We start from the raw sequence: 23,558 nt of genomic DNA, 5'->3' as shown, positions 1-23,558 counted from the left end.
CAATACCGTGCTTAAAACCCGAATCATTACCGCACTCATCCTGGCGCCGATTGCAATCGGTGGTATTTTTTTCCTTCCGCCTCTGGGGTTCGCCCTGTTTACCGGCGCCATCATCACGTTAGGGGCCTGGGAATGGGCCAATATGTCCGGAATCGAAAGCCAGCCCGGACGCGTCGGGTATGCACTGGTTATGGCGGCGCTTCTCTATGCCCTGGGTGACCTGCCAGCATTGTTGGTGCTTTGGCTGGCGATTGCCTGGTGGCTGGTTTGTTTCTGGCTGGTCAGACGGTATCCTGCCGGATCCGAGCGCTGGGGCGCTATCCCGGTCAGGGCGCTGATGGGGTTCATGGTGCTGGTGCCCGCGTGGGTGGGCCTGAATCACCTTCGCAATGGCGGCTTCCAGTTTGGCGACGTGGCCAACAATCTGGTCGTTATTCTGTATATTTTTCTGGTGGTGTGGGTGGCCGATATCGGCGCCTATTTTGCCGGCCGCGCCTTTGGTAAAGCCAAGCTGGCGCCTCGCGTCAGTCCCGGCAAATCCTGGGCTGGCGTATGGGGAGGATTGGCTGCCGTGGCCTTACTCGCCATTGTGGCCAGCCTCCTGGCCAACGCAGGTGTCGCGGAAGCCATGCTGCTGGTGGTGGCAAGTCTGGTGACCGGTTTTGTCTCGGTTCTTGGCGATTTACTTGAAAGCATGCTGAAGCGCTTTCGAGGCATCAAGGACAGCAGTCAGCTGCTGCCCGGGCATGGCGGTATTATGGATCGTATCGACAGCCTCACCGCGGCCATTCCGGTATTTGCCCTGATGATTACTCTGTTGGGCTGGTTGACCGCCGGCCAGGTCGTGGCATGACGAAACGCTCGATTACGGTTCTCGGCGCAACGGGCTCCATTGGCTTGAGTACCCTGGATGTTATTCGCAGGCATCCAGACCGTTTTTCAGTGTATGCCCTGACCGCAGGAACCCGGGCGGATGAATTGGCAACCCTGTGCCGTGAATTTCGACCGGCCGTTGCGGTGATGGCCGATGCAGAAGCTGCTGAACGCCTGAAGGCGCTGTTGGCGGATATGCCCGAGACCCGCGTGCTGGCGGGAGAAGCGGGGCTCTGTGAGGTGGCGGCTTCGGCGGAGTCGGACACCGTGATGGCTGCCATTGTCGGCGCTGCCGGCCTGGCGCCAACGCTGGCCGCAGTCCGGGCCGGCAAACGCGTTCTTCTCGCCAACAAAGAAGCGTTGGTGATGTCCGGCAAACTGTTTATGGATGCGGTTGAGCGCCACGGGGCCGAGCTGCTGCCTATTGATTCTGAACATAATGCCATTTTTCAGTGTATGCCGGCAGACAAGGTGCGAGACCCTTGCGGCGCGGGTATTACCCGTATCCTTCTGACCGCCTCCGGTGGACCTTTCCGGGAGTATGCGGCTGAGGACTTACGGGCGGTGACGCCGGCCCAGGCCTGCGCCCACCCTAACTGGTCAATGGGTCAGAAGATTTCTGTGGACTCTGCAACCCTGATGAACAAAGGCCTGGAGTTGATTGAAGCCTGCTGGCTGTTCAATACCTCGCCGGCAAACGTGCAGGTTCATGTCCACCCCGAAAGCATCATTCACTCCATGGTTGAATATGCCGACGGCTCGGTGCTTGCCCAGTTGGGAAGCCCGGATATGCGCACCCCCATTGCCAATGGTCTGGCCTGGCCTGAGCGTATTGAGGCTGGTGTCGCGCCCCTGGATTTATTCGCCATTGGCCGTTTTCACTTTGAACGCCCGGATTTGCAGCGTTTCCCCTGTTTGCGCCTTGCGGCCGAAGCCTTTGCTGCAGGCGGTACAGCGCCTGCGGTACTCAATGCCGCGAACGAGGTTGCAGTGGCGGCGTTTCTGGAAGGCCGGCTGTGCTTTGCCGATATCCCCGTTATTATAGAGCGAACCCTGACGGCCACAGACGTTGTGCCGGCGGACAGCTTTGACACTATTTTCGCGAAAGATGCCGAGGCTCGCCGCCGGGCCAGGGAACAGATCAGCCTGCTGGCTGTCTGACGTCCCTGGGCCTGACAGGCCGCTCATTCAGCCATAAACCGGAACGTCTATGCAGATCATTCAAACCGTACTGGCACTGGCGCTTACCCTCGGAATCCTGGTAACGCTGCACGAATACGGCCATTTCTGGGTGGCACGCCGATTCGGTGTGAAGGTGCTTCGTTTTTCCGTGGGGTTCGGCAAGCCTCTGTTTTCGTGGTATGACCGTCACGGAACCGAATATGCGGTAGCGGCCATCCCCCTGGGGGGGTACGTGAAAATGCTGGATGAGCGGGAAGGGCCGGTACCGGAAGAGCTGCGTGAGCAGGCGTTTACCTCGAAACCTCCGTCCCAGCGCATCGCCATTGCGGCTGCCGGGCCTATTGCCAATTTTCTGTTCGCGATTCTCGCTTACTGGGTGTTGAGTGTTGTTGGCGTTACCACCGTCGCTCCAGTGGTTGGCGAGGTGGCTCAGGGCAGCGTTGCCGAACGGGCAGGGCTGGAAAGCGGGATGGAAATCCATGCCGTTGACGGCCATAGGGTGACCTCCTGGCGAGACGTGAACATGCGGCTGCTCGAAAGGGCGGGAGAGCACGGTCAGGTTTCGCTGGAGATTTCCCGGGATGGTTCCAGGGGCATTGTAGCGGGTCCATTGGACGGATGGCGTCTGAGTGATGATACTCCGAACCCGCTGGCGGAATTCGGGATATCCCCCTGGCGTCCGGATGTCCCCGCGGTGCTGGGTGAGGTGACTGCCGATGGCCGGGCAAATGCGGCCGGGCTTAAAGGCGGTGACCGCATATTGGCTGTTGATGGCGAGCCGGTACCGGACTGGTTCGCTCTGGTGGAGCATATTCGGAACGCCCCGGAACAGACTCTGGAACTGACCATCGAGCGCTCTGGCGATGAATTGAATGTTCCGGTAACACCTGCTTCGAGAACGCTTGAGGATGGTCAGGTCGTTGGTTTCGTAGGTGCCGGCGTAAGCGCAGTGAACTGGCCTGACGAACTGTTGCGGGAGGTCCGCTACGGGCCTTTGGCGGCGATACCGAATGCTGTGAATGAAACCTGGGCCGACACCCGCCTGACCCTGGTGGCGATTAAAAAAATGGTCACCGGGCTGCTGTCTCCGACCAATCTCAGTGGACCGATTACCATTGCCCGGGTTGCCGAGGCGAGTGTCAGCTCGGGGTTCGAAGACTTTGTGCGCTTTCTGGCGTATCTGAGTGTTAGTCTTGGCGTGCTTAACCTGCTCCCCGTTCCGGTTCTGGATGGTGGGCACATTGTGTACTACACCATCGAAGCCATTCGCCGGAAGCCACTTTCCGAGCAGGCCCAGGCCTTTGGATTACGAATCGGTATGGCTTTGATACTGACTTTAATGGTGTTTGCTCTTTACAACGACCTGATGCGGTTGTGAGAATTGCGGGCTCCTTACCGCACATTAACCAGGCGAAATAACTGAATGAGACGTTCCCTTCTAGCTGTAGCCGTTGGCCTAGCAATTACCGCAACCGGTATAAAGCCAGCGCTGGCGGATGAATTCACGGTTGCGGATATTGAGGTAGAGGGCCTTCAGCGGGTTTCAGCAGGTTCTGTGTTTTCAGCTTTTCCGGTAAACATCGGCGAGCGTATGGACGAGACCCGACTCGCTGGGGCCATCAAGGATCTTTTCCGGACCGGATTGTTTACGGATATCCAGGCCAGTCGTGATGAGGGCGTGCTGATTCTCTCGGTACGGGAACGTCCGTCGATTTCCTCTATTGAGATCGAGGGTAACAAGAACATCGAGACCGAGATGCTGATGGACGCCCTGGCCGGTGCGGGCCTGGAGGAAGGTCAGGTATTTCGGCGAGCCACGCTGGAGAAACTGGAGCTCGAAATTCTGCGCTCCTACATCGCTCAGGGTCGCTACAACGCAAGGGTAAAAGCCACAGCGGAAGAGTTGCCCAGGAACCGTGTTGCCATTCGCCTGGATATTAATGAGGGTTCTGTCGCCGCCATTCAGCACATCAATATCGTTGGAAACGAAGATTTGAGCGATGAAGAACTCATTGGTCTGTTCGAGTTGCGCACCAGTAGCTGGTGGAACTCACTGACCAACAAAGACAAATACGCCCGTGAGCGCCTGAGCGGGGACCTGGAGTCCCTGCGCTCGTTTTATCTAGATCGCGGCTATCTGGATTTCAACGTTGAATCCAGTCAGGTGTCCATCTCGCCGGACAAGCAGGAAGTCTTTATTGCCATTTCCGTTAATGAAGGCCCCCAATACACCATCTCGGACATTCGCTTGCGGGGTGAACTGATAGTCGGTGAGGAAGAGCTCCGCAAGTTCATTCCGGTAAAAGAAGGGGATGTATTCTCCCGTGCACAAATGACGGCGATCTCCGAAGCGCTTTCGTTCCGGCTCGGTCGCGAAGGCTATGCGTTCGCCAACGTCAACGCGGTGCCGGAGCCGGGTGAAGACAATACAGCTGCTGTTACCTTCTTCGTGGAGCCCGGCAAGCGGGCGTATGTCCGCCGGGTAAACTTCGACGGCAACGTGTCCACAAAGGATGAGGTGTTGCGCCAGGAAATGACCCAGATGGAGGGTGGGGTAGCCTCGTCCGACCGCATCGAATTCTCCAAAACCCGTCTCGAGCGCCTTGGGTTTTTCCAGACGGTCGATGTCGAAACGGTTCCGGTACCCGGCACCGACGATCTGGTTGATGTGAACTACAGCGTGCAGGAGCAACCAACGGGCAGCTTGTCCGCGTCGGTGGGCTTCTCGCAAAATTCCGGCGTAATCCTGGGTGCCTCGGTCTCGGAGAACAATTTCTTCGGTACTGGCAAGCGCGTCTCGTTTGGTGTGAACGTCAGCGATTCGGTGAAAAGCGCCAATGTGTCTTATCTGGATCCGTACTACACGGTGGATGGCGTAAGCCGGGGCTTCAGTTTGTTTGCCCGTGAAACCGATTACGAGGAAGAGGATATTTCCTCCTACCTGCTGGATGAGTACGGGGGCCGGTTAACGTTCGGGTACCCGACAGACTCCATCACTCGTTTGAATTTCGGTGCTGGCGTTACTCAGTCGAAGATCAAGCCCGGAGTATTCTCTGCCCAGGAAGTAAGAGACTTCATCGTTGATGAAGGTGATTCGTTTACCAACTACTTCCTCTTTGGCAGTTGGCGACGCAGCACACTCAACCGCGGGGTACTGCCAACCAACGGCTACAGTCATTCCCTGTCACTGGATGTCGCTGTACCAGGCAGTGACCTGACCTTCTATAAAGCGACCCACAGGACGGATTTCTATTTCCCGCTGACGGATTCCGCCAACTGGGTCTTCAGAGCGCGATCGGAGATCGGGTATGGGGACGGCTACGGTGACCGCAGTCAGATGCCGTTCTTCGAGCATTTCTATTCCGGGGGCTATGGCTCTGTTCGGGGATATGAAGCAAACTCTTTGGGTAACAAGGCGGAGCGTGCAGCAGGCGACTTCTCGGATCCCGATCCGTTCGGTGGTAACGTTCTGACAGAAGGCGGGCTGGAGTTGATCTTCCCGACGCCTTTTGCAGGAGATTCGCGTTCGATGCGCACGTCGTTCTTTGTCGATGCCGGTCAGGTGTTTGATACCGAAAGAGGTTTTGACCCTGAGTTGGGTGAGGTACGGACTTCAGCCGGTATCAGTTTCCAGTGGATCACCGCGGTAGGTCCATTGGCTTTCAGTCTGGCCAAGCCGCTGAACGATAAATCCGGTGACGATACCCAGGTCTTCCAGTTCTCACTGGGGCAGACGTTCTGACCGGGCTATAAAAAAAGAAAGAATGAAACAAAGGAGAAGATTGATGACCCGTTTGATGACTATCCTTGCCGCCGCTCTTATGGCCTTCTCGGCCCAGGTGGCGGCGGAGACCCGTATTGGTGTGGTGGATCTGCGCCAGGCCCTGTTCTCTTCCAATGATGCCCAGGCCTTCAGCGAAAAACTCCAGCAGGATTTTGCCGGCGACGAAGCCCAGGTGCGTGAAGCTCAGGAGGCCGCTCGCAAGTTAAAGGATCGGCTGGAGAAGGACGGCGCCATGATGAACGAGAGCGAGCGTAATCAGTTGGCCGCCGAGTTTCAGGAAAAGGTAAAGGAGTTTAATTTCCTCAAGCAGCGCCTCGACGCCACCGTTAACCAGCGCAAGCAGCAGTTTCTGGAAGGTGCGCGCCCTGAGGTGGACGCCGCTGTGAAGGAACTCCTGGAAGAAAATGACCTTGATCTGATTCTGCCCAGCGAAGCGGTGGTTTACGTTAAGCCGGAGATGAATCTGACCACACAACTGCTTGAAAAACTGAACCAGTGATGTAGAAAGGGGCTCCCCGGCCCCTGTGTTTGGAGAAAACGATGACACAGAAGTCCTATCGGCTGCAGGAGATTGCCGAGGCATTGGGAGCGAGCCTCCGGGGAGACCCCGATATCCGTATTACCGGGCTTGCCACCTTGCAGGCGGCGGTTCCGGGCCAGATCAGTTTTCTGGCAAATCCCTCCTATGCCAAATACCTGAAAGATACCCGGGCGTCAGCGGTGATTGTGTCCTCGGCTGCGGCGGATGATGTTCCGACCAATGTCCTGTTACTGGACAATCCCTACCTGGGCTATGCTCACCTCAGTCATTGGTTTGATCCGGCTCCCAAGGCTTCCCCGGGCATTCATCCAACTGCCGTGGTTGATGAGTCTGCCAGTATTCCTGAATCTGCATCCATAGGCCCGCATGTTGTGATTGAGGCCGGGGTTTGTATTGGTGAGCGCGTAGCGATCGGTGCAGGTGGTTTTGTCGGTGCGAGAGCGAGTATCGGGGACGACAGTATCCTTCGGCCCCGGGTCACGCTTGCACATGATGTGGTAGTCGGTAAGCGCTGTCACATTCTCAGTGGTGCGGTGGTTGGTTCCGACGGCTTCGGCTTTGCCAACGAAAAAGGCGTCTGGCACCGCATCGCGCAGCTTGGTGCCGTGGTGCTGGGCGATGACGTGGAGGTTGGCGCCAATACCACCATAGACCGTGGCGCCCTGGACGACACCACAATAGGCAACGGCGTAAAGCTGGACAACCTGATTCAGATTGCCCACAACGTACAGATTGGTGATCACAGCGCAATGGCGGCGAAAGTCGGAATTGCAGGTAGCACCCGGATTGGCAATCACTGCGTGTTTGGTGGCGCCTCTGGCGTGGCTGGTCACCTTGAAATAGCCGACCAGGTTCACCTCACCGGCATGACCCTGGTAACCGGTGATATTCGTGAATCGGGGGTCTACTCCTCCGGCACCAGTGCGGATACCAATCGCCAATGGCGGAAAAATGCCGTCCGTTTTCGTCAACTGGATGCTCTGGCGCGACGGATCAAAGAACTGGAAAAGAAATTAGAGGGCTGAGGCCGATCAAGATGATGCACATCGATGAAATTCTGGAGTACCTGCCGCACCGTTACCCCTTTTTGCTGGTGGATCGGGTGACTGAGGTCGAAAAAGGGAAGTCGATCAAGGGGTACAAGAATGTATCGTTCAATGAGCCCTTTTTTACCGGTCACTTTCCGGACAATCCGATTATGCCGGGTGTCCTGATTATTGAAGCCATGGCGCAACTGTCGGGGATTCTTGGTTTTGTGACTGTGGAACGGAAACCGTCGGACGGCGTGGTACAATATCTGGCTGGATCCAGTAAAGCGCGTTTCAAGCGCCCCGTTTTACCGGGTGATCGCTTGGATATGGAGTCTGAGTTTATCTCTGGCAAGCGCGGTATCTGGAAGTTTGATTGCCGTGCCCTCGTAGATGGCGAGGTAGTGTGCGTGGCAGAAATACTTACCGCTGAGAGAGAAGTTTGATGGCGACAAATGACTGGTCGGGTGTCCATCCTCAAGCGATTGTGGACCCGTCAGCCAAACTGGCGGATAACGTGACGGTTGGCCCCTGGAGCTATATTGGTCCGGGGGTGGAGATTGGTGAAGGTACCGAGATTCTCTCTCACGTGGTCATCAAGGGGCCGACGGTGATTGGCCGCAACAACCGAATCTTCCAGTTCTCCAGCATCGGCGAAGAATGCCAGGACAAGAAATACGCTGGTGAGCCGACCACGCTGGTCATTGGTGATGACAATGTTATCCGCGAGAATTGCACTATTCATCGTGGCACCATTCAGGACCGGGGTGAGACCAGGATCGGTAATGGTAATTTGCTGATGGCTTATGTGCACGTGGCCCACGACTGTATTGTCGGCGACCATACCATTCTGGCCAACTGTGCCACGCTGGCAGGGCATGTATCGGTAGGAGATCATGCCATTCTGGGCGGCGGTACCATGGTGCATCAGTTCTGCCATATCGGGCCCCACAGCATGGCTGCCGGGGGCAGTATCGTGCTCAAGGATATTCCCGCCTATGTCATGGCTAGCGGCCAGTCTGCCCAACCTCATGGAATGAATGTGGAAGGGCTGAAGCGTCGTGGTTTTGCCAAGGATACGCTCCTGAGTCTCCGCAGAGCCTACAAGGTGGTCTACCGCCAGGGTCTGACGACCGAGCAGGCCATCGAAGAGCTTGAGCGCAACTTTGCCGATGTCCCTGAGGTTCTCCCGCTGATTGACTCGCTCAAGGGAGCGGATCGCGGCATCATCCGTTAAGCCAGCCGGAGGCCGCTGGTGACACAGCTAAAGGCCAATTCGGCCACATTCTCAGGGCGAACCATCGCCATCATTGCCGGCGAGGCATCGGGAGATATTCTCGGTGCCGGACTGATTCGTGCGCTAAGAAAGCGTTACCCGAAGGCTCGTTTTGTCGGAATCGGCGGTGATGAAATGATCGCTGAGGGGTTTCACTCGCTGGTGCCAATGGAACGGCTTTCCGTGATGGGGCTGGTGGAAGTGCTTGGCCGGATCCGTGAGCTGTTCAGTATCCGTGCGCGCTTGCTGGATTATCTGTTTACTACCCCTCCGGATGTTGTGATTGGAATCGATTCACCGGATTTTACGTTGGCCATCGAACGTCGGTGCCGGGAAGCAGGCATCCCCTCGGTACACTACGTAAGTCCTTCGGTTTGGGCCTGGCGCCAGAAGCGTATCTTCAAGATTGCCAAGTCTGTGGACCTTATGCTGACGTTGTTCCCCTTTGAGGCCCGGTTTTATGAGGAGCATCATGTGCCCGTGTCGTTTGTGGGGCACCCCCTGGCTGACAGGATAGAGCTGGAACCGGATACTCTGGCTGCGCGTGAGAGCCTCGGTCTTGAGGTGGATAAACCTGTGCTGGCGGTGTTGCCGGGTAGTCGGGGTGGTGAGGTTGAGCGTCTCGGCACTCTGTTTCTCGAAGCGTCCCGTTGGCTCCAGGCACGTCGCCCGGATCTGCAGCTGGTTATTCCCTGCGTCAATCGGGATCGTGAGCGGCAGGTGCGTGAGCTGGTTGAATCCCTGGAGGTGAGCTTGCCGGTCACGCTGGTTCGTGGTCGGTCGAGGGAGGTGATGGCTGCCAGCGATGTGGTGCTGCTGGCGTCCGGTACCGCGACACTGGAGGCGATGTTACTGAAAAAACCGATGGTGGTAGGTTACCGGCTCAGCGATTTCAGTTACAAGATACTGTCCAGATTGGTCAAGGTTCCCTGGGTGGCGCTTCCTAATTTGCTGGCCCAGGAGCAACTGGTGCCCGAGTTGTTACAGGACGACGCAACGCCGGAGAAGTTGGGGGCGGCGGTTCTGGAAAGGCTGGAAAACGAACAGGAGCGCGACAGGCTGCATCAGGCGTTTCTGGAGTTGCACCAGGCGCTGCGCCAGGGCGCCGACGAACGTGCGGCGGCAGCGGTGTCTGAGCTGCTGGAGTCCCGAAGCTGATGGCGGCCAAGGCATTACCTCCTTTTGAATGTTCCTATCGCGGCTCGCTGCTGGCCGGTGTGGATGAAGTGGGGCGCGGCCCGCTCATCGGAGCGGTTGTGACGGCCGCTGTGATTCTTGATCCAGCGCGGCCTATCCCCGGGCTGGCGGATTCCAAAAAGCTTACCGAAAAGAAACGCCTGCGATTATATGACGATATTCTGGAAAACGCGGCTGCCTGGAGCCTGGGCCGATGCGAGGCCAGTGAAATCGACGAGCTGAATATCTATCAGGCGACAATGCTGGCCATGAAGCGTGCCGTTGAAGGGCTCTCGATAGCCCCGGAGTACGTTCTTGTGGACGGGAACCGTTGCCCGAAGTGGCAGTGGCCATCCGAGCCCGTGATCAAAGGTGATAGTCGGGTTGAGGCGATCAGTGCTGCCTCTATCCTGGCAAAGGTGACGCGAGATCGCGAGATGGAGGCGTTGGATGTCCGGTTTCCGGGTTTTGGGCTCTCCCAGCACAAAGGGTACCCCACGCCTGTGCATCTCGAGGCGCTCAATCGCCTTGGGGTGACCCCGGAGCATCGCCGATCCTTTCGGCCGGTAAAAATGGCGCTGGATGCCGTCGGGGTTTATGGAGGTTCGTCCGCGTCTGTTCAGGAGTTGAACTATCTTGCCGATTTATTTGAAAATATCGATTGACAGGGTGCGGGGCCGGCGGTAGTATACGCGCCACGTTGACAGGGGCAACCCAGTTAACAAACAGTTTGATGCGGGGTGGAGCAGTCTGGTAGCTCGTCGGGCTCATAACCCGAAGGTCGTTGGTTCGAATCCAGCCCCCGCTACCAATCCAGAAAAGCCAGCTTTTGCTGGCTTTTCTCGTTTCCGGGGCCAGTGTTTTGTTCTGGCCCTGATTCTTGCAAGGCAGGCCAGTTTTACTGGTCTGCCTTTTTTGTTTCCGCTTCTCTGCGATGTGCCGGTGTCCCCTCAATTCCTTTCGATTTCCGTCTTGTATTATGGTGACGGAAAAATGACGATTTTTTATCTATAAAAATGACATTTATCGCATCATCATCGGCGTCGATTTTATAGAATTTCACAAAATCGACGGAAATATGGTGGTGAATAACCGTGAAACGCGTCATTTATATGTCAAGGGCATGGATTGCCGCGTTGTTGGTAGGGATGGTGCTCGCGGGGTGCGGCGGCGGTGGTTCCGGGGGTAGTGAATCCGCGACTCAATCTGGCAGCCTACCCAATACCGGAAGTAGTGTTGGCAGTGCTCAGCCGGTTGCAGAGCGCTCTGCTGTATTGAGCTGGTCTGCGCCTATGACTCGTGTAAACGGTGAGTCGATCGCGATGGGAGAGCTGGACAGATACGTGATTCGTTACGGGCAGGATGCTGATGATCTGTCCAGAGAGATCACCGTAGATGGTGCCAGTGGTGAGGCAGAGATGTCCTATGTGGTCGATAACCTTGATGCGGGTACCTGGTATTTCACCATCCAGGTTCAGGACACTGCCGGTCTTCTGAGTGAGCCTTCTGAGCCGGTCAGCAAGACCATCCAGTCCTGAGCAGGCATACCGGTTCAGAACATCGGGTCTGCGATTGGTAGCTTCAGAGTGAAAGTGGTGCCTTCGCCCGGCCGTGAGTCGACGTTGATCTCCCCTCGGTGTTTTTCCACCACCGTTTTAACGAACGAAAGCCCCAGGCCGGTGCCATGCGCTCCGGCTATCTCGCTGCGCTTCTGTCGATGATAGCGGTCGAACAGTAAAGGCAGTTCCTCCGGATCAATGCCATAGCCCTCGTCTGATATGGCCAGACAGGCCAGATGCGCTGCCTGATAGACGTGAACGCTGACTGCAGAGTCCGGGTGGCTATATTGCACGGCGTTGGTCAAAAGGTTGATGACGGCCCGTTCCAGAAGTTCGGCGTTGCCTTTCAGCCAGAGGTCTTCGGTACCGTTCAGCACGATCGAAATGCCCTTTTCCTGGGCCTGCTCGCACACACTGTCCCGAGCGTTCTCAACAATCGCCAGAAATTCGCATTCGTAGAACCGGGTTTCGGTCAGTTGCTCGGCGCGAGCCAGCTGCACAAACTCTTCGGCCAGATGATAGCTACGCCGCGCCAGCCGCCCCAACTGGTCGAGTTGGTTGGCGTCAATATGGCTGGGATCCCGTTTCAGTTGTTCAATCAGGGCCAGCTGAGAGACCAGAGGTGAGCGAACATCGTGTGAGATGAAGTCGATCGCCTCACGATGCTGCCGTTGCTGCTCCCGGAGTTCGGAGATGTCTGAGATGTTGGCAATAATGCCAAACTGGCGACTGTTTTGCAGGGCAAAAGGTGCCAGGTGGATGAGAAAATCTTTACCGTTCAATGTCAGGTCTACGGTTCGGCTTTGTCTCAGGGTCAGCGCCTCTGAAATGGTTTCGAACCAGGGCGGCAAGTCCCGGGGGTCGTGGCCATCAAGGAGGGTGGCCAGGGGCATGCCGCTGAGACTTGGCATAGGCTCGCAAAACCAGTCTTCAATGTGACGGTTGGTAAACCGTATAACGCCTAATTCATCGGTCACGATGATGCCATCGGGCATGTGCTCGAAGCTGTGGCGAATAAACGCCTGCATTTCTGCCAGCTTCTGGGTGGCAATGCGCACTTTCTCGATCCGGGCCGAAATGTTTTCCCGGGGCCCCTTCTGGCGTTCACTGTCTGCATGGGGCTCCAGCTCCAGCTGGTTCAGATAGCGCTGGATGACCTCCCGACTGAGGTCGTTCGGCAGTGTCAGGCCGAGCAGGTAGCTGGTGCCGCCACGAATCAGCGTTATCCAGCTTTGGTTCTGCTGGTGTTCCCACCGTCCTGGCGTTTCCGTGGGTGGGGCCTGGACAAGGGTCATTTCCTGTACTTCCAACAGGTCATCCTCTGCTGCCAGCAGCCATCCGGGTGGGTGGAACAGCGCACGCAAGTGCATCAGCAGTTGGTGAGGATGCCGGTTCGAAGGTTCAGGGAGGGATAGCCGCGGCGTTCTGGTCATCTCGTCCAGTTGCCGGTTGAGAAAGCGATTGGTCATGGCAAGCCGGAGTGCACTGGCAATGGGCATCGCGGCCATCGGCAGAATCAGGGCGTTGGCTACGGACAGCTGAACCCGGGCCCCAATTAGCAGCAATACATAACCGGCTACCAGTCCTGCGGCAATGGTTGCACATGCCAGCAAGGTGGCAGCAGGGCGCAGGCGAGGAAGAAGCAGAGCTAACAACAACAGCACGAGCAGGTTCAGTGCGGGTGCTACCCAGGGCTCCGCCGGCACGATCAGTATATTCTGCTTACTCGCGGAATAGACATTGGCATGGAATTCCACCCCGGACATTGGTCGGCTCAGACCGGAAAACGGCGTTGGCAGTATGTCGCCAAACCCCGCAGCGGTAGCGCCGACCAGAACGGTTTTGCCGGCAAACTCCTGCGGTGAGGGCGGGTGGCTCAGCACGCTCGCGTAGGAGTAGGTGGGTAAGGTGCCGGCCCCGCCTGCCAGGGGCACCAGCCGATAATCCTCCCGGACGTTGATGTAGTTCGGCAATTGCGCCTGCATCTGATTCGATATTGGCAGGTGAGCGGCGAGTGACAGGGTCGGCCATAATCGGCCGGCAAGGCCGTTGTACAGATAGAGCCCGCGGGCGACGCCATCTGTGTCCAGCTCGATATGGGCATGCCCGATTGCCCCTGCGGCACCTGCCAGGCTGGGTGTGGGGAGTTGTTCACTGATCAGCCGTTCCCGGGTTGGAGCGGTAAGATAGGCTGGTAGAACAACGTTGCCATGGCGGGCCATGGCGCTAGCCAGTTCCTCATCGCCCGGCCCGGCTTCCGGAAACAGGATGTCGAGTACAATGGTTTCTGCGCCCGCTTGCCGCAAGGTGTCGATCAGCGAGGCATGCAGACTTCGGTCCCAGGGCCATCGGCCAACCTGTTCCAGGCTGAACTCGTCAATGGCAATGATGGCCACCGAATCATCCATGGGCGCTGGCCAGGTTGTGATCGCCCTGTCATACATCCAGTCATTGATTCGACTCGGCAGCTCAGTCGCCTGAATCAGTAGCAGGGTGGTGACGAGTAGCAGGCCCAAGGACCACGGTGTTGTTGTTATCGGTAACCAGTCCCTTCGCATCGGCCTTTTTGTCGTAGAAGGTTAGTCGAGATACAGCTCCCTGCCCGGGCCCCAGCGACTGGCAAGAGGGCCGTCAGAAAGCGCTTTGACGCGGACAAAATACCTTCTTCCGGGAATCAGGCGCAAGGCCGCAGTGGTATCGGCGATATCGGCTTCCTTGATGATATTGCGAAACGCCGGCTCTTCAGCCAATTGCAGACGGTAATCCGTGGCGGTGTCGATGTTTTCCCAGAACACCCGAACCTGGCTGTCCAGATAGTTCACGCTGATAATCCGGACTGGCGGCAGAGTGCCGTTAACAACGATCTTGCGCGGTTCGGAGGTGGCAACAGAGCTGCCTCCCGCCTCCGTAACCACGCGCCAGTAATACTGGCCGGGGCTCAGGGGGCGCGACGGAAGCGCCTGGCTTTCCGGCGCCCACTCGCTGGTTGTCACCAACTGCCGGAAGCTGTCATCTTCGGCGATCTCCACCCGGGCAACTTCGTTGGCGCCATTGAGTTGCCAGCGGAATTCCGGCATGTCGTCGTTCACGCTCTCGCCATCAGCCGGTGCGGTGAGGTCCGGCTTTTTTGCCTGAAGGTCTACCTCAAGTTCCGCGGTACCGGGCATTCCGGCAATACCGCGCTGATCAATCGCGGCGAGCTGGATTTCGTAGCGGCCATTGTCAAGTTGGGCGATGTCGAAACGGGTACCAGCCACATCACGACTCTGCACCCAGGTGCCTGATGCCTGGTCAAAAATGTCCAGCCGATAGGCCGGGTAACCGCCTGCCTGCCAGGACAGTTCGGCCGGAAGCTGAGTAAGCACCGATGGCAAGGGATTCATGGTTGGCGCTGGCGGAAGTTGCCGAATATTCAGGGCGCCTCCGTTGGCGGTGGAAACACTCGCGCCATAGCCGGCTGGAATGCGGCGGGTGTTGCCTGGCTGGCCGAAGTCCACCACACCTTCGGTAACCTGCACGCTGCTGCCGTTGGTGGTGGCTTGAATGGCAAATACCGTACCCCGGACCGCGGCGACAGCGGATGGTGTTTCGATTTCGAAGCGGGCTCCGCCCTCAATGACCGGGCGAACACGGGTGTGAACCTCGCCCCGTTGCAGGCGAAGCCGGGTGTCGACCATGCCCGATTTGCCAAACTGGGTCAGGCGATTGAACATGAGGCGGGAGTTCGGGGAGATCCGGAGTTCCGAACCGTCGGCCAGTTCAATGGTTGCCGATCCGGCACCGGAGAGAATTTCGTCGCCAACCCGGACAATCGAATCTTCGGACAGAGGGAGTTTTCGCCCATCCATTCCGGAGATCTGTTGCACGTTGCCGGTGACCGCAATCACCCGGGCCGGTTCGGGCTGACGTTTCAGCCAGTTTACGGGAATGCGCAGGGTATCCCCGGCGCCGAGTTTGGCGTTGCTGGCCAGGCCATTATGCTCCAGCAGTTGTTGCTGTGTGGTCTGCTGGGAAAGCAGCGTCTGGGTTATGCTCGCAACCGTATCACCCTGGCGTAAGGTATAAACCCACTCCGGGGCATTGTCCCGTTGTTGGCTGCCGGATACCGCAGAACCCCGTGCGATTGACAGCTCCGCGACAGTGGTCGCTGGTACCATGAACGCCAGTGCAAGGAAGGCCAGGGTTTTCAGTTGCTTGCTCAGAGCGTCAGGCATTTGCAGTGTCATCGTTCCGAATTTCGTTTGCGTCACCGGGCTTGATGGCTTCGAGCCGATAGCCTCGCTGGTAGATGGTCTTGATGCGAAATCCGTTTTCAGGGTTGAGCCCGAGCCTTCTGCGAAGGCGGCTCATATGCGTATCCACCGTGCGGGTATTGATGTCCCTGGTCAATCCCCACACCCGCTCCAGCAGCATCTCCCGGGTGAGCAGGCGGCCCTGGTTCTGGAACAGGAACAGCGTCAGATCGAAGTCCTTGTCGGTGAGCGTGAGTGGCTCGCCATGCAGGAGGATAATGCGCTGGTTGGTATTGATCTCAAAGGGCCCGTAGACCAGCACTTCCTTTTCACTTTCCGGATTGCTGCGCCGGGCCAGTGCATTGATGCGGGCGACCAGTTCAGCCGCCCGTGCCGGTTTGGCGATATAGTCGTCGGCGCCGGCATCCAGGGCGCGAACGATGTCGGTTTCACTGTCACGCTGGGTCAGGAAAATGGCGGGTACGGGCCAGTTAAGCTGTGCCCGGATGTTCTCCAGTACCTCGATGCCGGTCATGTCCGGAATCTGCCAGTCCAGAATAATCAGATCATAACTGCGGTGCAAAACGGCACCGAGAAACGATTGGCCGGTCGGAAAGCTGTCACAGTGATGTCCTTTCTCTGAAAGGATGGACTGGATGTGCTGCGCCTGTTCGTGTTCGTCTTCCAGCAGAGCAATGCGCATTAAGCCGGGCCCTCGATCGTGTTGCCTGGTTTATATACCGTAGCGCAGAGCCCTTGGTCAGACCCTGCAGTGTCGGGGATTATCCCAAAAAATGAGTTCCCGTTCAGTATCGTTATGTAGAATTCCGTAAGTCCACCGCTGGCCGGCCGTTGTGATCATCAACTGTTTGTCGGCAGCCGGGGAAATTGCTGCAGCCCCAGAACCAGCCTTTTTTGCTTTTGCGCCGCACCAGGGGCGAGAAACAGTGGGGGCAGGGTACCGGTTTCTGGCTGGTTCCGTCCTCGGGTTGATAGTCTTCCAGGGGGCGGGTGCCCTTGCAGGCGGGGTATCGGGTGCACGCAAAAAACGCACCGAACTTGCCCTCCCGTTCAACCATCGGTGCCCGACATTTCGGGCAGTGAATGGCGGTGCCGGACGTCTCTGCATTCGCCAAACCCGCAGCGGGCGCTTGCGCCATGAATCCGCGGATTTCATCTTTGAGGGATTCCAGAAATGCTCTTGGGTCCTCTTCGCCACGGCGAACGCCCTCGAGAGTGGCCTCCCAGACAGCGGTGCGATCCGGCGTACGAATCGATTCCGGTAGCGCCGCGATCAGGGATTTCCCCTTGTCGGTGGCGCGGATGAAGCGTTTTTCCCGGAACAGGTAATCGCGCCGGAACAGCGTATCGATAATGGCTGCACGAGTCGCTTCGGTGCCAAGGCCATCGGTTTCCCGCAGCGTTTTTCTCAGCTCGTTGTCGGCGACAAAACGGGCGATATTGGTCATGGCCGATAGCAGCGTGGCATCGGTGAAGTGTTGTGGCGGCTGGGTTTTGCGCTCGTTAGTCTGGGGGTCAGTGCAAAGGACCGGCTCGTTTTTTTCCAGTCTTGGCAACGGAGCTTTTTCTGGCTCTTGCCCGGGTTCCCGCTTGCGGATTTCCAGCGTTTTCCAGCCTGGCTCGATCACGGCTGTCTCGGTGGCGCGAAAGCGATAGTCCTGAATCGCGACCGTCAGCCGGCCCTCCCGGTGCACGGCGTCAGGTGCAAACTGCATCAGATAGAATCGACTGATCAGATCGTAGATTTTCTGTTCGGCCGAAGACAGCTTGCCGTTTGGTGCGGGCCGCACTGTGGGAATGATTGCGTGGTGGGCATCCACTTTTTTGTCATTCCAGGCGGCAGAGCGGCGTTCTGTCCCGGTTTTCTCGCAGAATCCGGACAAATCCGGGGCGACACGGGCGATGGCACGAATCACCGCCTCCCGTTGGCTGAAATGCTCCTCTGGCAGGTAGCGGCTGTCTGACCTTGGGTAGGTAATCAGTTGATGGCGTTCGTACAGGTTTTGGGCGGTGTCGAGCACGTCTTTCGCGCCCATCCGGTATAGTCGTCCAGCCTCTATCTGGAGTGCAGACAGCGACAGAGGTAACGGCGGCGGTTCCGGGCGATCGCGAAACCGGGCTTCATCAATTCTGCCGGGTCGGCCGCTGATGGCGGAGACAATCTGCTCGGCTACCGACTTGTCCAGCAACCGGTTTTCTTCATCCAGATGATCCTGAAATTCGTCACCGGGTAACCAGCGAGCAATGAACGGTCGCTGGTCGGCCTCCGGCTCGCTGGCCTGGAAGGTGGCTTCGACCCGGTACCAGGGCCTGGGCTGGAAGTGCTCGATGGTGTTGTCTCGATCCACCACCAGGCCCAACACCGGAGTTTGCACCCGACCCACGGAGAAGACGCCCTGTTCGCCCCGGGTTTGATAGCTGAGGGTATAGAATCGGGTGAGATTGATGCCATAGAGCCAGTCGGCCCGCTGTCTCGCCAGCGCAGAATGGGACAGTGGGCGGAACTCCCGGTTGTCTCGGGGGTTCTGTATGGCGCGGGCTACCGCCTTGGGGGTAAGGTCGTTGATCAGTATCCGTTTTACCGGTGCCTTGGTGCCGAGATAGCGCAGGACTTCGTCGACCAGTAGCTGGCCTTCACGGTCGGGATCACCGGCGTGGGTAATGAGATCGGCCTTGCGAACCAGGGCTTCGAGCACTTTGAATTGCAGGCGCACGCTGTCTTTGGGCACCAGTTGCCAGGGTTCGGGGAACATGGGCAGGTCTTCAATGCGCCATTTTTTCCAGGCCGGGTTATAGCGGGCCGGCTCGGCGGGCTCCAGCAGGTGGCCTATACACCAGCTTACCGTGGCAGCATCCGGTCCTTTACCGCAGCGTATCCAGCCCTGGCCTTTCTCGTGGGGGCCGGGAAGTGCTGCGGCAATGGCTCGGGCCAGGCTTGGCTTTTCGGCGATGTACAGGTGCATGGGTAACTGGGGGTTGGTTGCTGGCAGGGGAATGTGTCGCTTTGGCGCTTTTGTGTCAAGGGCTTCGGGGTTCCGAGGCGTACTGTAGTAGACTGTTTACACAGCAGGTCGGGACATTGATGCTTAAAGTCCGGAGTAGGTGTTTTATGAAAGTACAGAAAAGCATAGAGGAAAAGCTGGTCGCGGGCTTTAACGCCAGCGTGATTTCTGTGGAGAACGAAAGCCATATGCATTCGGTGCCACCCAACTCTGAAACCCATTTCAAGGTAACGCTGGTGTCAGCGGATTTTGAAGGGCAGATGAAGGTGCGGCGCCACCAGGCAATTTACAAGGTTCTGGCGGATGAACTGGCGGGGCCGGTGCATGCTCTGGCATTGCATCTGTATACGCCGGAAGAGTGGACGGCCAGTGGTCAGGCGTCTCCGGTTTCGCCCAACTGTATGGGTGGGTCGAAAGGTGATGCAGCAATGGACAAGAAGCTTCAACAAGGAGCTAATGGATGAGCCAGTTTTTCCAGATTCACCCGGAAACACCGCAAAAACGTTTGATCAAACAGGCGGTGGAGATTTTGCGCAAGGGTGGGGTGATTGTGTATCCCACCGATTCAGGTTACGCCCTGGGCTGTCACCTCGGCGACAAACAGGCGGCAGACCGCATCAAGCGGATTCGGCGCCTGGACGACAAGCATAACTTCACCCTGGTGTGTCGTGACCTGTCAGACATCGGGGTTTATGCCAAGGTGGACAATACCCAGTACCGGTTACTGAAGAATTTTACGCCGGGCCCGTACACCTTCATTCTGGACGCGACCAGTGAGGTGCCCCGCCGTTTGTTGCATCCCAAGCGTCGATCCATCGGCATTCGGGTCCCGGACAATGAGATTGTCCGGGAATTGCTGGGTGAACTGGGTGAGCCGATTATGAGCAGCACCCTGATTCTGCCGGGTGAAACCGAGCCGTTGACCGATCCTTACGACATCCGGGAGACCCTCGGGCATGAGCTCGATCTGATTATCGATGGCGGCTTCTGCGGTATGGAAGCCACCACGGTGGTTAACTTTACCGGTGATGTGCCCGAAGTTACGCGGGTGGGCAAGGGCGATCCGGCGCCGTTTCAGGTTTGATATCGCTGATTTGAACCCGGGCTTCAGGCCCGGGTGTTCAGGCTGAAGGCGTAGCGTTGCTGTGCTGTGATACCCGTCTCGGCGGGTGTGGCTGTGCGACGAAGGCTGTCGTAGCGGTGAATGACGTCTTGCAGCCCATTGAACTGCTGGTTCTCACTGAGCAGTGAATCCAGCAGGGAATTGTTCACACCATAGGCCTGATTGAGCTTGAGTGCGTTATCCATGAAATGCAGGGTGGGTTCGGTCACACTCAAACGGCTCAGCGCCTCACCAAATCCCCGGTTGTTGTTGAGATCCTGTTGTATCTTTTCCCGCACCTGGTCAGGAATTTTGCCGTCCAGCTGAATGCTGCCTTGCTCGTTTTTACTCACGCTCAACGCGGTTGCCGGGTGCACGTTGTACTCGGCAAGTTTGTGCCGCAGGGTTTCACGAACGTAGGACAGATCCTGGGCAACCGTCTGCTTGTACTGGGTTAGTGGCAGTTGCCGGGTTTTCTGACTGGCCGGGTTGCGCTCCTGCCACTGTGACGGCGTGAAGCGGTCGTCGGTGCTGCTCTGGGGCTCGCCTGTGGCGGCGCCTTCATTGCTTTTACCGGTGGGTACGTCAGTGCGCGGCGCACGGTTGTCCATGGCTTGCTGAAAGCGCGTGCTGGCCTGTAACAGTGATGTCAGCAATGACATGGTTGTCTCCCCTGAACGGAAAATCTCTGCCGGATATCACGGAATTAGCCCGTGATGCATCAGACTTTGCAGGTTTCGGGCCAACCTGACTTGCCTCCTGGTCCGGAGGCGCCGGGATGAATGTAAAACATTGCAAGGAATGTCATAGAGCGCGCGTCGGGATGATCTGCGTCATAAAAAAATTGATGCATATCTATAAAGTTATGCGCCAATTCGCCGTCATTACTCTTGGATGTCCAGATCATCTTCCGTTGTCGGGGTCACATGAAAAAACAATACTCAATCCGTTTTCTGTTGCTGGCAGCACTGGCAGCGGCTTTCACCGTCATTCTCGTGTTTACGGTTGTTTACAGCGCCCAGTCCCAGCGAGCCCACCTCGAAGAGTACAGCCACAAATATGTGGACGGTCTGGCAAAGTCCTTTTTCGATGGCCTGAACACCATGATGGTGACAGGTACCATTAATAACCGCGATGTTCTGCGGGAGAAGGTGATGGCTCCCGAGGACGTACTGGATGTTCGGGTGATCCGCAGCGATCAGCTGAATGCCATGTACGGTGCAGGGAATGCCGCCGAACAACGCCGTGAGCCACTGGACATGAAAGCGCTGGGTGGTGAGCGGGTTGAACACTATTCCGAGAACGACGCGGGTCGTGTCTATACCCTGATCGAGCCGGTCATTGCCAGCGAAAACTATCAGGGTGTGAACTGCCTCGGCTGTCACCAGGCCCAGGAAGGGGACGTGCTGGGCGCCATTCGGGTCGACTATTCTCTGGCGAAAAGTGACGCGCGCCTGCAGCAGCAGTTGATGGTGAGTGGCGGTATTCAGATTCTGATCTTCGTGGTTATTTTCATACTGACTACCGTGGTATTGGGGCGGCTGGTGTTTTCCCGCTTGCGTCGGTTGCACGACCGCATGGATGAAATTTCCCGTAATTCGGATCTCTCCATTGAACTGGACGTAACCCGAAACGACGAGATCGGCTCGGTCTCCCGCGCTTTCAATCGGATGGTTGCAAAGATTCGCGCCAGCATGCATACCGTGATGGATAACGCAGAGCAGGTTGAAGCGGCGGCCCGTACCATTGCCGGTAAAGCAGAGACCACAGAAAGGGAAGTTCTTGCCCAGAAAGACAACACCGACCAGGTGGCCAGCGCGACCACCGAGATGGCAGCTTCCGCCGTACAGGTTCGCGAGAACGCGGTGACCACTGCACGGAAATCGGCGGATACCACCAAATCTGCAGAAACGGGGGAACACCTCGCACGCAATGCGGTGCAGGGTATTGAATCTCTGAATGCAGAGGTTCAGAACGGTGCGCAGCGTATCGAGCAGCTGGATCAGCGGACAACGGAAATGGCTTCACGGCTGGAGTTGATTTCCGAGATTGCCGACCAGACTAACCTGCTGGCTCTGAACGCGGCGATTGAAGCGGCCAGAGCCGGTGAGCAGGGCCGGGGATTTGCCGTGGTCGCGGACGAGGTCCGGGCGCTTGCCTCGCGCACTCAGGCGTCCACTGAGGAGATTCGCCATACCATTGAGGGGCTGAAGAAAGAGGTGGTGGATTGTGTCGGTACCATGCGCCATGCCTCGGAACTCGCCCAGCACCAGGTGGATTCAATTCTGAAAGTGGAAACCGAGCTGCAAACCATTGCTGCAGCGGTGCGTGAAATCACGGGGCTGAATGAGGAAATGGAAAGTGCGGCTAACGAGCAGAGCGAAGTGTCGGACTCCATTAATCAGAACGTGATTGAAATCAGCCGCTCTGCCGAGCAGACCTCCAGCGATGCCCAGGAGACCGCGCGAATTGCAGGGGATCTGCTGGCCATGGCGGAAACCCTGCGCAAAACCATCGAGCAGTTCCGCCTGTCCCAGAGCTGAAATGGGCGATATACCGGGGCACTCAGCCCCGGTGATCAGACACAAACGGATTGGTGGCGCGTTCCTGGCCAAACGTAGACATGGGGCCGTGGCCACAGATAAAGCTAACGTCATCCCCGAGCGGGAACAGCTTTTCCCGGATAGAGTGAATCAGGGTGTTGTAATCGCCTTTCGGGAAATCCGTGCGGCCAATGGATCCATTGAACAGCACGTCACCCACCTGGGCCAGCTTTGATTCGCGATGGAAAAATACCACATGGCCAGGGGTGTGGCCCGGCGTGTGCAGCACTTCCAGGGTTTCATTGCCCACGGTGACTGTGTCGCCGTCTTCCAGCCAGCGATTGGGCGTGAACACCTCCGGCGCCGGGAACCCGAACATCTGTGCCTGCATGGCCAGGCCCTGAATCCAGAAGTTGTCGTCCTTGTGTGGGCCTTCAATGGGCAGCCCCGCTGATTTGGCCAGCTCCGCCGTGCCGCCGGCGTGATCTATGTGGGCGTGGGTGAGCAGGATCTTCTCCAGAATCACGCCTTCGTCCTCGGCTGCCGCCAGAATGCGATCCAGGTCCCCGCCAGGGTCGACCACCGCTGCTTTGTGGGTTTCGGTACACCAGAGCAGGGTGCAGTTTTGCTCAAAGGGAGTGACGGGTACGATCTTGTACTTCAGCGACATACTGTTCCAGTTTGTTCAGATTTGATTTTGCGGTAGAGAGCATCCGGGGCAATGTCTGCTTCATTGGGCCAGCAGATGGCTCCGAACTCATCAACCTTTGCTTGAGCAAAGAATGCCGGGTCTTTCAGGGGCTCGAACATCGGGCCAAACAAACGATCGGCAAGGCTGATCTCGCCATGAGTACCATCATCGAAGGTGACGGCCAGTATGTAATCGGCCTTGGCTTCCACATGGGTGACTCTGGGCATGCTGTTCATTCCAATGGCTCTATCTTCTTCAGTGGCTGGTGCAGCTCGGCAAGGCGCCAGTCTGCGATAAGGTCCTGTCGGTGTTCAAAGGCCCATTCGATAACCATCGCTTTGGCTCTTTTGGGCAGTTTGCCCTCAACAATCTCCAGCGTTTCGATCAGAATGATGGCCTCGTGTTCCCCATAATAAGCGTGAAAATGGGGAGGATTATGGTCATCGTAATACATCCGTATCAGAATGCCGAAGAATTCACTGATGGTTGGCATGGGCCCTCCGTGGCTCATAAGGTGTCATATTTTGGTAGACCGATAATAACAATCT

Annotated in this window: 22 protein-coding genes and 1 tRNA gene; 15 read left to right on the top strand and 8 right to left on the bottom strand. The window is 57.4% G+C overall.

Annotated elements, in window-relative coordinates:
- The first annotated feature begins 7 nt into the window (after positions 1–7).
- From OZ656_RS13285 to OZ656_RS13230, 12 genes are all read left to right on the top strand, one after another.
- Entirely contained in the window at positions 8–853 is an 846-nt protein-coding gene (locus OZ656_RS13285) for a phosphatidate cytidylyltransferase (RefSeq protein WP_113880663.1), read from the top strand.
- Complete coding sequence (gene ispC / locus OZ656_RS13280) at positions 850–2,034, top strand: 1-deoxy-D-xylulose-5-phosphate reductoisomerase (RefSeq protein ID WP_199451982.1); 1,185 nt, start codon at positions 850–852, stop codon at positions 2,032–2,034. Before OZ656_RS13285 ends, ispC begins: the two co-directional genes overlap by 4 nt.
- A gap of 49 nt (positions 2,035–2,083) precedes the next feature.
- A complete protein-coding gene (gene rseP / locus OZ656_RS13275; RefSeq protein WP_153741588.1) occupies positions 2,084–3,433 on the top strand; it encodes an RIP metalloprotease RseP in 1,350 nt (449 codons plus the stop codon).
- Between the two features lie 45 nt (positions 3,434–3,478).
- Positions 3,479–5,797: an outer membrane protein assembly factor BamA gene (gene bamA / locus OZ656_RS13270; protein WP_379944588.1), complete on the top strand. Its 2,319-nt coding sequence runs from the start codon at positions 3,479–3,481 to the stop codon at positions 5,795–5,797.
- Between the two features lie 43 nt (positions 5,798–5,840).
- Positions 5,841–6,338 carry an OmpH family outer membrane protein gene (locus OZ656_RS13265; protein WP_014421992.1) on the top strand — a complete coding sequence of 166 codons (498 nt, stop codon included), beginning with the start codon at positions 5,841–5,843 and terminating at the stop codon, positions 6,336–6,338.
- A gap of 41 nt (positions 6,339–6,379) precedes the next feature.
- On the top strand, positions 6,380–7,405 hold the full coding sequence (lpxD, locus tag OZ656_RS13260; RefSeq protein WP_011785997.1) for a UDP-3-O-(3-hydroxymyristoyl)glucosamine N-acyltransferase: 1,026 nt from the start codon (positions 6,380–6,382) through the stop codon (positions 7,403–7,405).
- An 11-nt stretch (positions 7,406–7,416) separates the two neighbouring features.
- On the top strand, positions 7,417–7,854 hold the full coding sequence (gene fabZ, locus OZ656_RS13255) for a 3-hydroxyacyl-ACP dehydratase FabZ (protein ID WP_011785996.1): 438 nt from the start codon (positions 7,417–7,419) through the stop codon (positions 7,852–7,854).
- The gene (lpxA, locus tag OZ656_RS13250; RefSeq protein WP_121208628.1) at positions 7,854–8,645 is read left to right on the top strand and encodes an acyl-ACP--UDP-N-acetylglucosamine O-acyltransferase; all 792 of its coding nucleotides are present in this window, start codon (positions 7,854–7,856) and stop codon (positions 8,643–8,645) included. Before fabZ ends, lpxA begins: the two co-directional genes overlap by 1 nt.
- Before the next feature lie 18 nt (positions 8,646–8,663).
- On the top strand, positions 8,664–9,842 hold the full coding sequence (lpxB, locus tag OZ656_RS13245; RefSeq protein ID WP_121208629.1) for a lipid-A-disaccharide synthase: 1,179 nt from the start codon (positions 8,664–8,666) through the stop codon (positions 9,840–9,842).
- A complete protein-coding gene (gene rnhB / locus OZ656_RS13240; protein ID WP_379944587.1) occupies positions 9,842–10,525 on the top strand; it encodes a ribonuclease HII in 684 nt (227 codons plus the stop codon). Before lpxB ends, rnhB begins: the two co-directional genes overlap by 1 nt.
- 69 nt (positions 10,526–10,594) lie before the next feature.
- Positions 10,595–10,671 (top strand) — tRNA-Met (locus OZ656_RS13235).
- A 283-nt stretch (positions 10,672–10,954) separates the two neighbouring features.
- The gene (locus tag OZ656_RS13230) at positions 10,955–11,398 is read left to right on the top strand and encodes a fibronectin type III domain-containing protein (protein ID WP_014421988.1); all 444 of its coding nucleotides are present in this window, start codon (positions 10,955–10,957) and stop codon (positions 11,396–11,398) included.
- Positions 11,399–11,412: 14 nt separating this feature from the next.
- Here OZ656_RS13230 and OZ656_RS13225 read toward each other — a convergent pair whose 3' ends face one another.
- The 4 genes from OZ656_RS13225 to OZ656_RS13210 all read right to left on the bottom strand — a co-directional run bounded on the left by OZ656_RS13225 (position 11,413) and on the right by OZ656_RS13210 (position 18,635).
- Positions 11,413–13,977: a CHASE2 domain-containing protein gene (locus OZ656_RS13225; RefSeq protein ID WP_379944586.1), complete on the bottom strand. Its 2,565-nt coding sequence runs from the start codon at positions 13,975–13,977 to the stop codon at positions 11,413–11,415.
- Between the two features lie 21 nt (positions 13,978–13,998).
- Positions 13,999–15,645 carry a FecR domain-containing protein gene (locus tag OZ656_RS13220; RefSeq protein ID WP_379944585.1) on the bottom strand — a complete coding sequence of 549 codons (1,647 nt, stop codon included), beginning with the start codon at positions 15,643–15,645 and terminating at the stop codon, positions 13,999–14,001.
- The gene (locus OZ656_RS13215; RefSeq protein ID WP_153741578.1) at positions 15,626–16,354 is read right to left on the bottom strand and encodes a response regulator transcription factor; all 729 of its coding nucleotides are present in this window, start codon (positions 16,352–16,354) and stop codon (positions 15,626–15,628) included. Before OZ656_RS13215 ends, OZ656_RS13220 begins: the two co-directional genes overlap by 20 nt.
- 112 nt (positions 16,355–16,466) lie before the next feature.
- On the bottom strand, positions 16,467–18,635 hold the full coding sequence (locus OZ656_RS13210) for a DNA topoisomerase 3 (RefSeq protein WP_153741577.1): 2,169 nt from the start codon (positions 18,633–18,635) through the stop codon (positions 16,467–16,469).
- A gap of 146 nt (positions 18,636–18,781) precedes the next feature.
- On the opposite strand from OZ656_RS13210, the gene OZ656_RS13205 reads away from it, so the two are divergent.
- Complete coding sequence (locus OZ656_RS13205) at positions 18,782–19,138, top strand: BolA family transcriptional regulator (protein WP_023008798.1); 357 nt, start codon at positions 18,782–18,784, stop codon at positions 19,136–19,138.
- Positions 19,135–19,758 (top strand): L-threonylcarbamoyladenylate synthase, encoded by a 624-nt coding sequence (locus tag OZ656_RS13200; protein WP_011785986.1) that lies wholly within the window; start codon positions 19,135–19,137, stop codon positions 19,756–19,758. Before OZ656_RS13205 ends, OZ656_RS13200 begins: the two co-directional genes overlap by 4 nt.
- A gap of 23 nt (positions 19,759–19,781) precedes the next feature.
- Here OZ656_RS13200 and OZ656_RS13195 read toward each other — a convergent pair whose 3' ends face one another.
- Positions 19,782–20,438: a hypothetical protein gene (locus tag OZ656_RS13195; protein ID WP_379944583.1), complete on the bottom strand. Its 657-nt coding sequence runs from the start codon at positions 20,436–20,438 to the stop codon at positions 19,782–19,784.
- Positions 20,439–20,702: 264 nt separating this feature from the next.
- Between OZ656_RS13195 and OZ656_RS13190 the strand changes: the two genes are divergently transcribed.
- Entirely contained in the window at positions 20,703–22,319 is a 1,617-nt protein-coding gene (locus tag OZ656_RS13190; RefSeq protein ID WP_379944582.1) for a methyl-accepting chemotaxis protein, read from the top strand.
- Between the two features lie 22 nt (positions 22,320–22,341).
- Here OZ656_RS13190 and OZ656_RS13185 read toward each other — a convergent pair whose 3' ends face one another.
- Genes OZ656_RS13185 through OZ656_RS13175 form a run of 3 tightly spaced genes read right to left on the bottom strand, consistent with a single transcriptional unit; the run spans position 22,342 to position 23,503 of the window.
- Positions 22,342–22,989 carry an MBL fold metallo-hydrolase gene (locus OZ656_RS13185; protein WP_379944581.1) on the bottom strand — a complete coding sequence of 216 codons (648 nt, stop codon included), beginning with the start codon at positions 22,987–22,989 and terminating at the stop codon, positions 22,342–22,344.
- Positions 22,980–23,246: a DUF2442 domain-containing protein gene (locus OZ656_RS13180; protein ID WP_379944580.1), complete on the bottom strand. Its 267-nt coding sequence runs from the start codon at positions 23,244–23,246 to the stop codon at positions 22,980–22,982. The genes OZ656_RS13185 and OZ656_RS13180 overlap by 10 nt, the downstream gene beginning before the upstream one ends.
- Positions 23,243–23,503, bottom strand: a complete 261-nt coding sequence (locus OZ656_RS13175; RefSeq protein WP_022992877.1) for a DUF4160 domain-containing protein — start codon at positions 23,501–23,503, stop codon at positions 23,243–23,245. Before OZ656_RS13175 ends, OZ656_RS13180 begins: the two co-directional genes overlap by 4 nt.
- Between the last annotated feature and the right edge of the window lie 55 nt (positions 23,504–23,558).

Source organism: Marinobacter sp. LM1 (assembly GCF_042763285.1).
Classification (GTDB): domain Bacteria; phylum Pseudomonadota; class Gammaproteobacteria; order Pseudomonadales; family Oleiphilaceae; genus Marinobacter; species Marinobacter nauticus.
The sequence above is the reverse complement of the archived record's forward strand: the minus strand, read 5'-3'. Positions and strand labels throughout refer to the sequence as shown.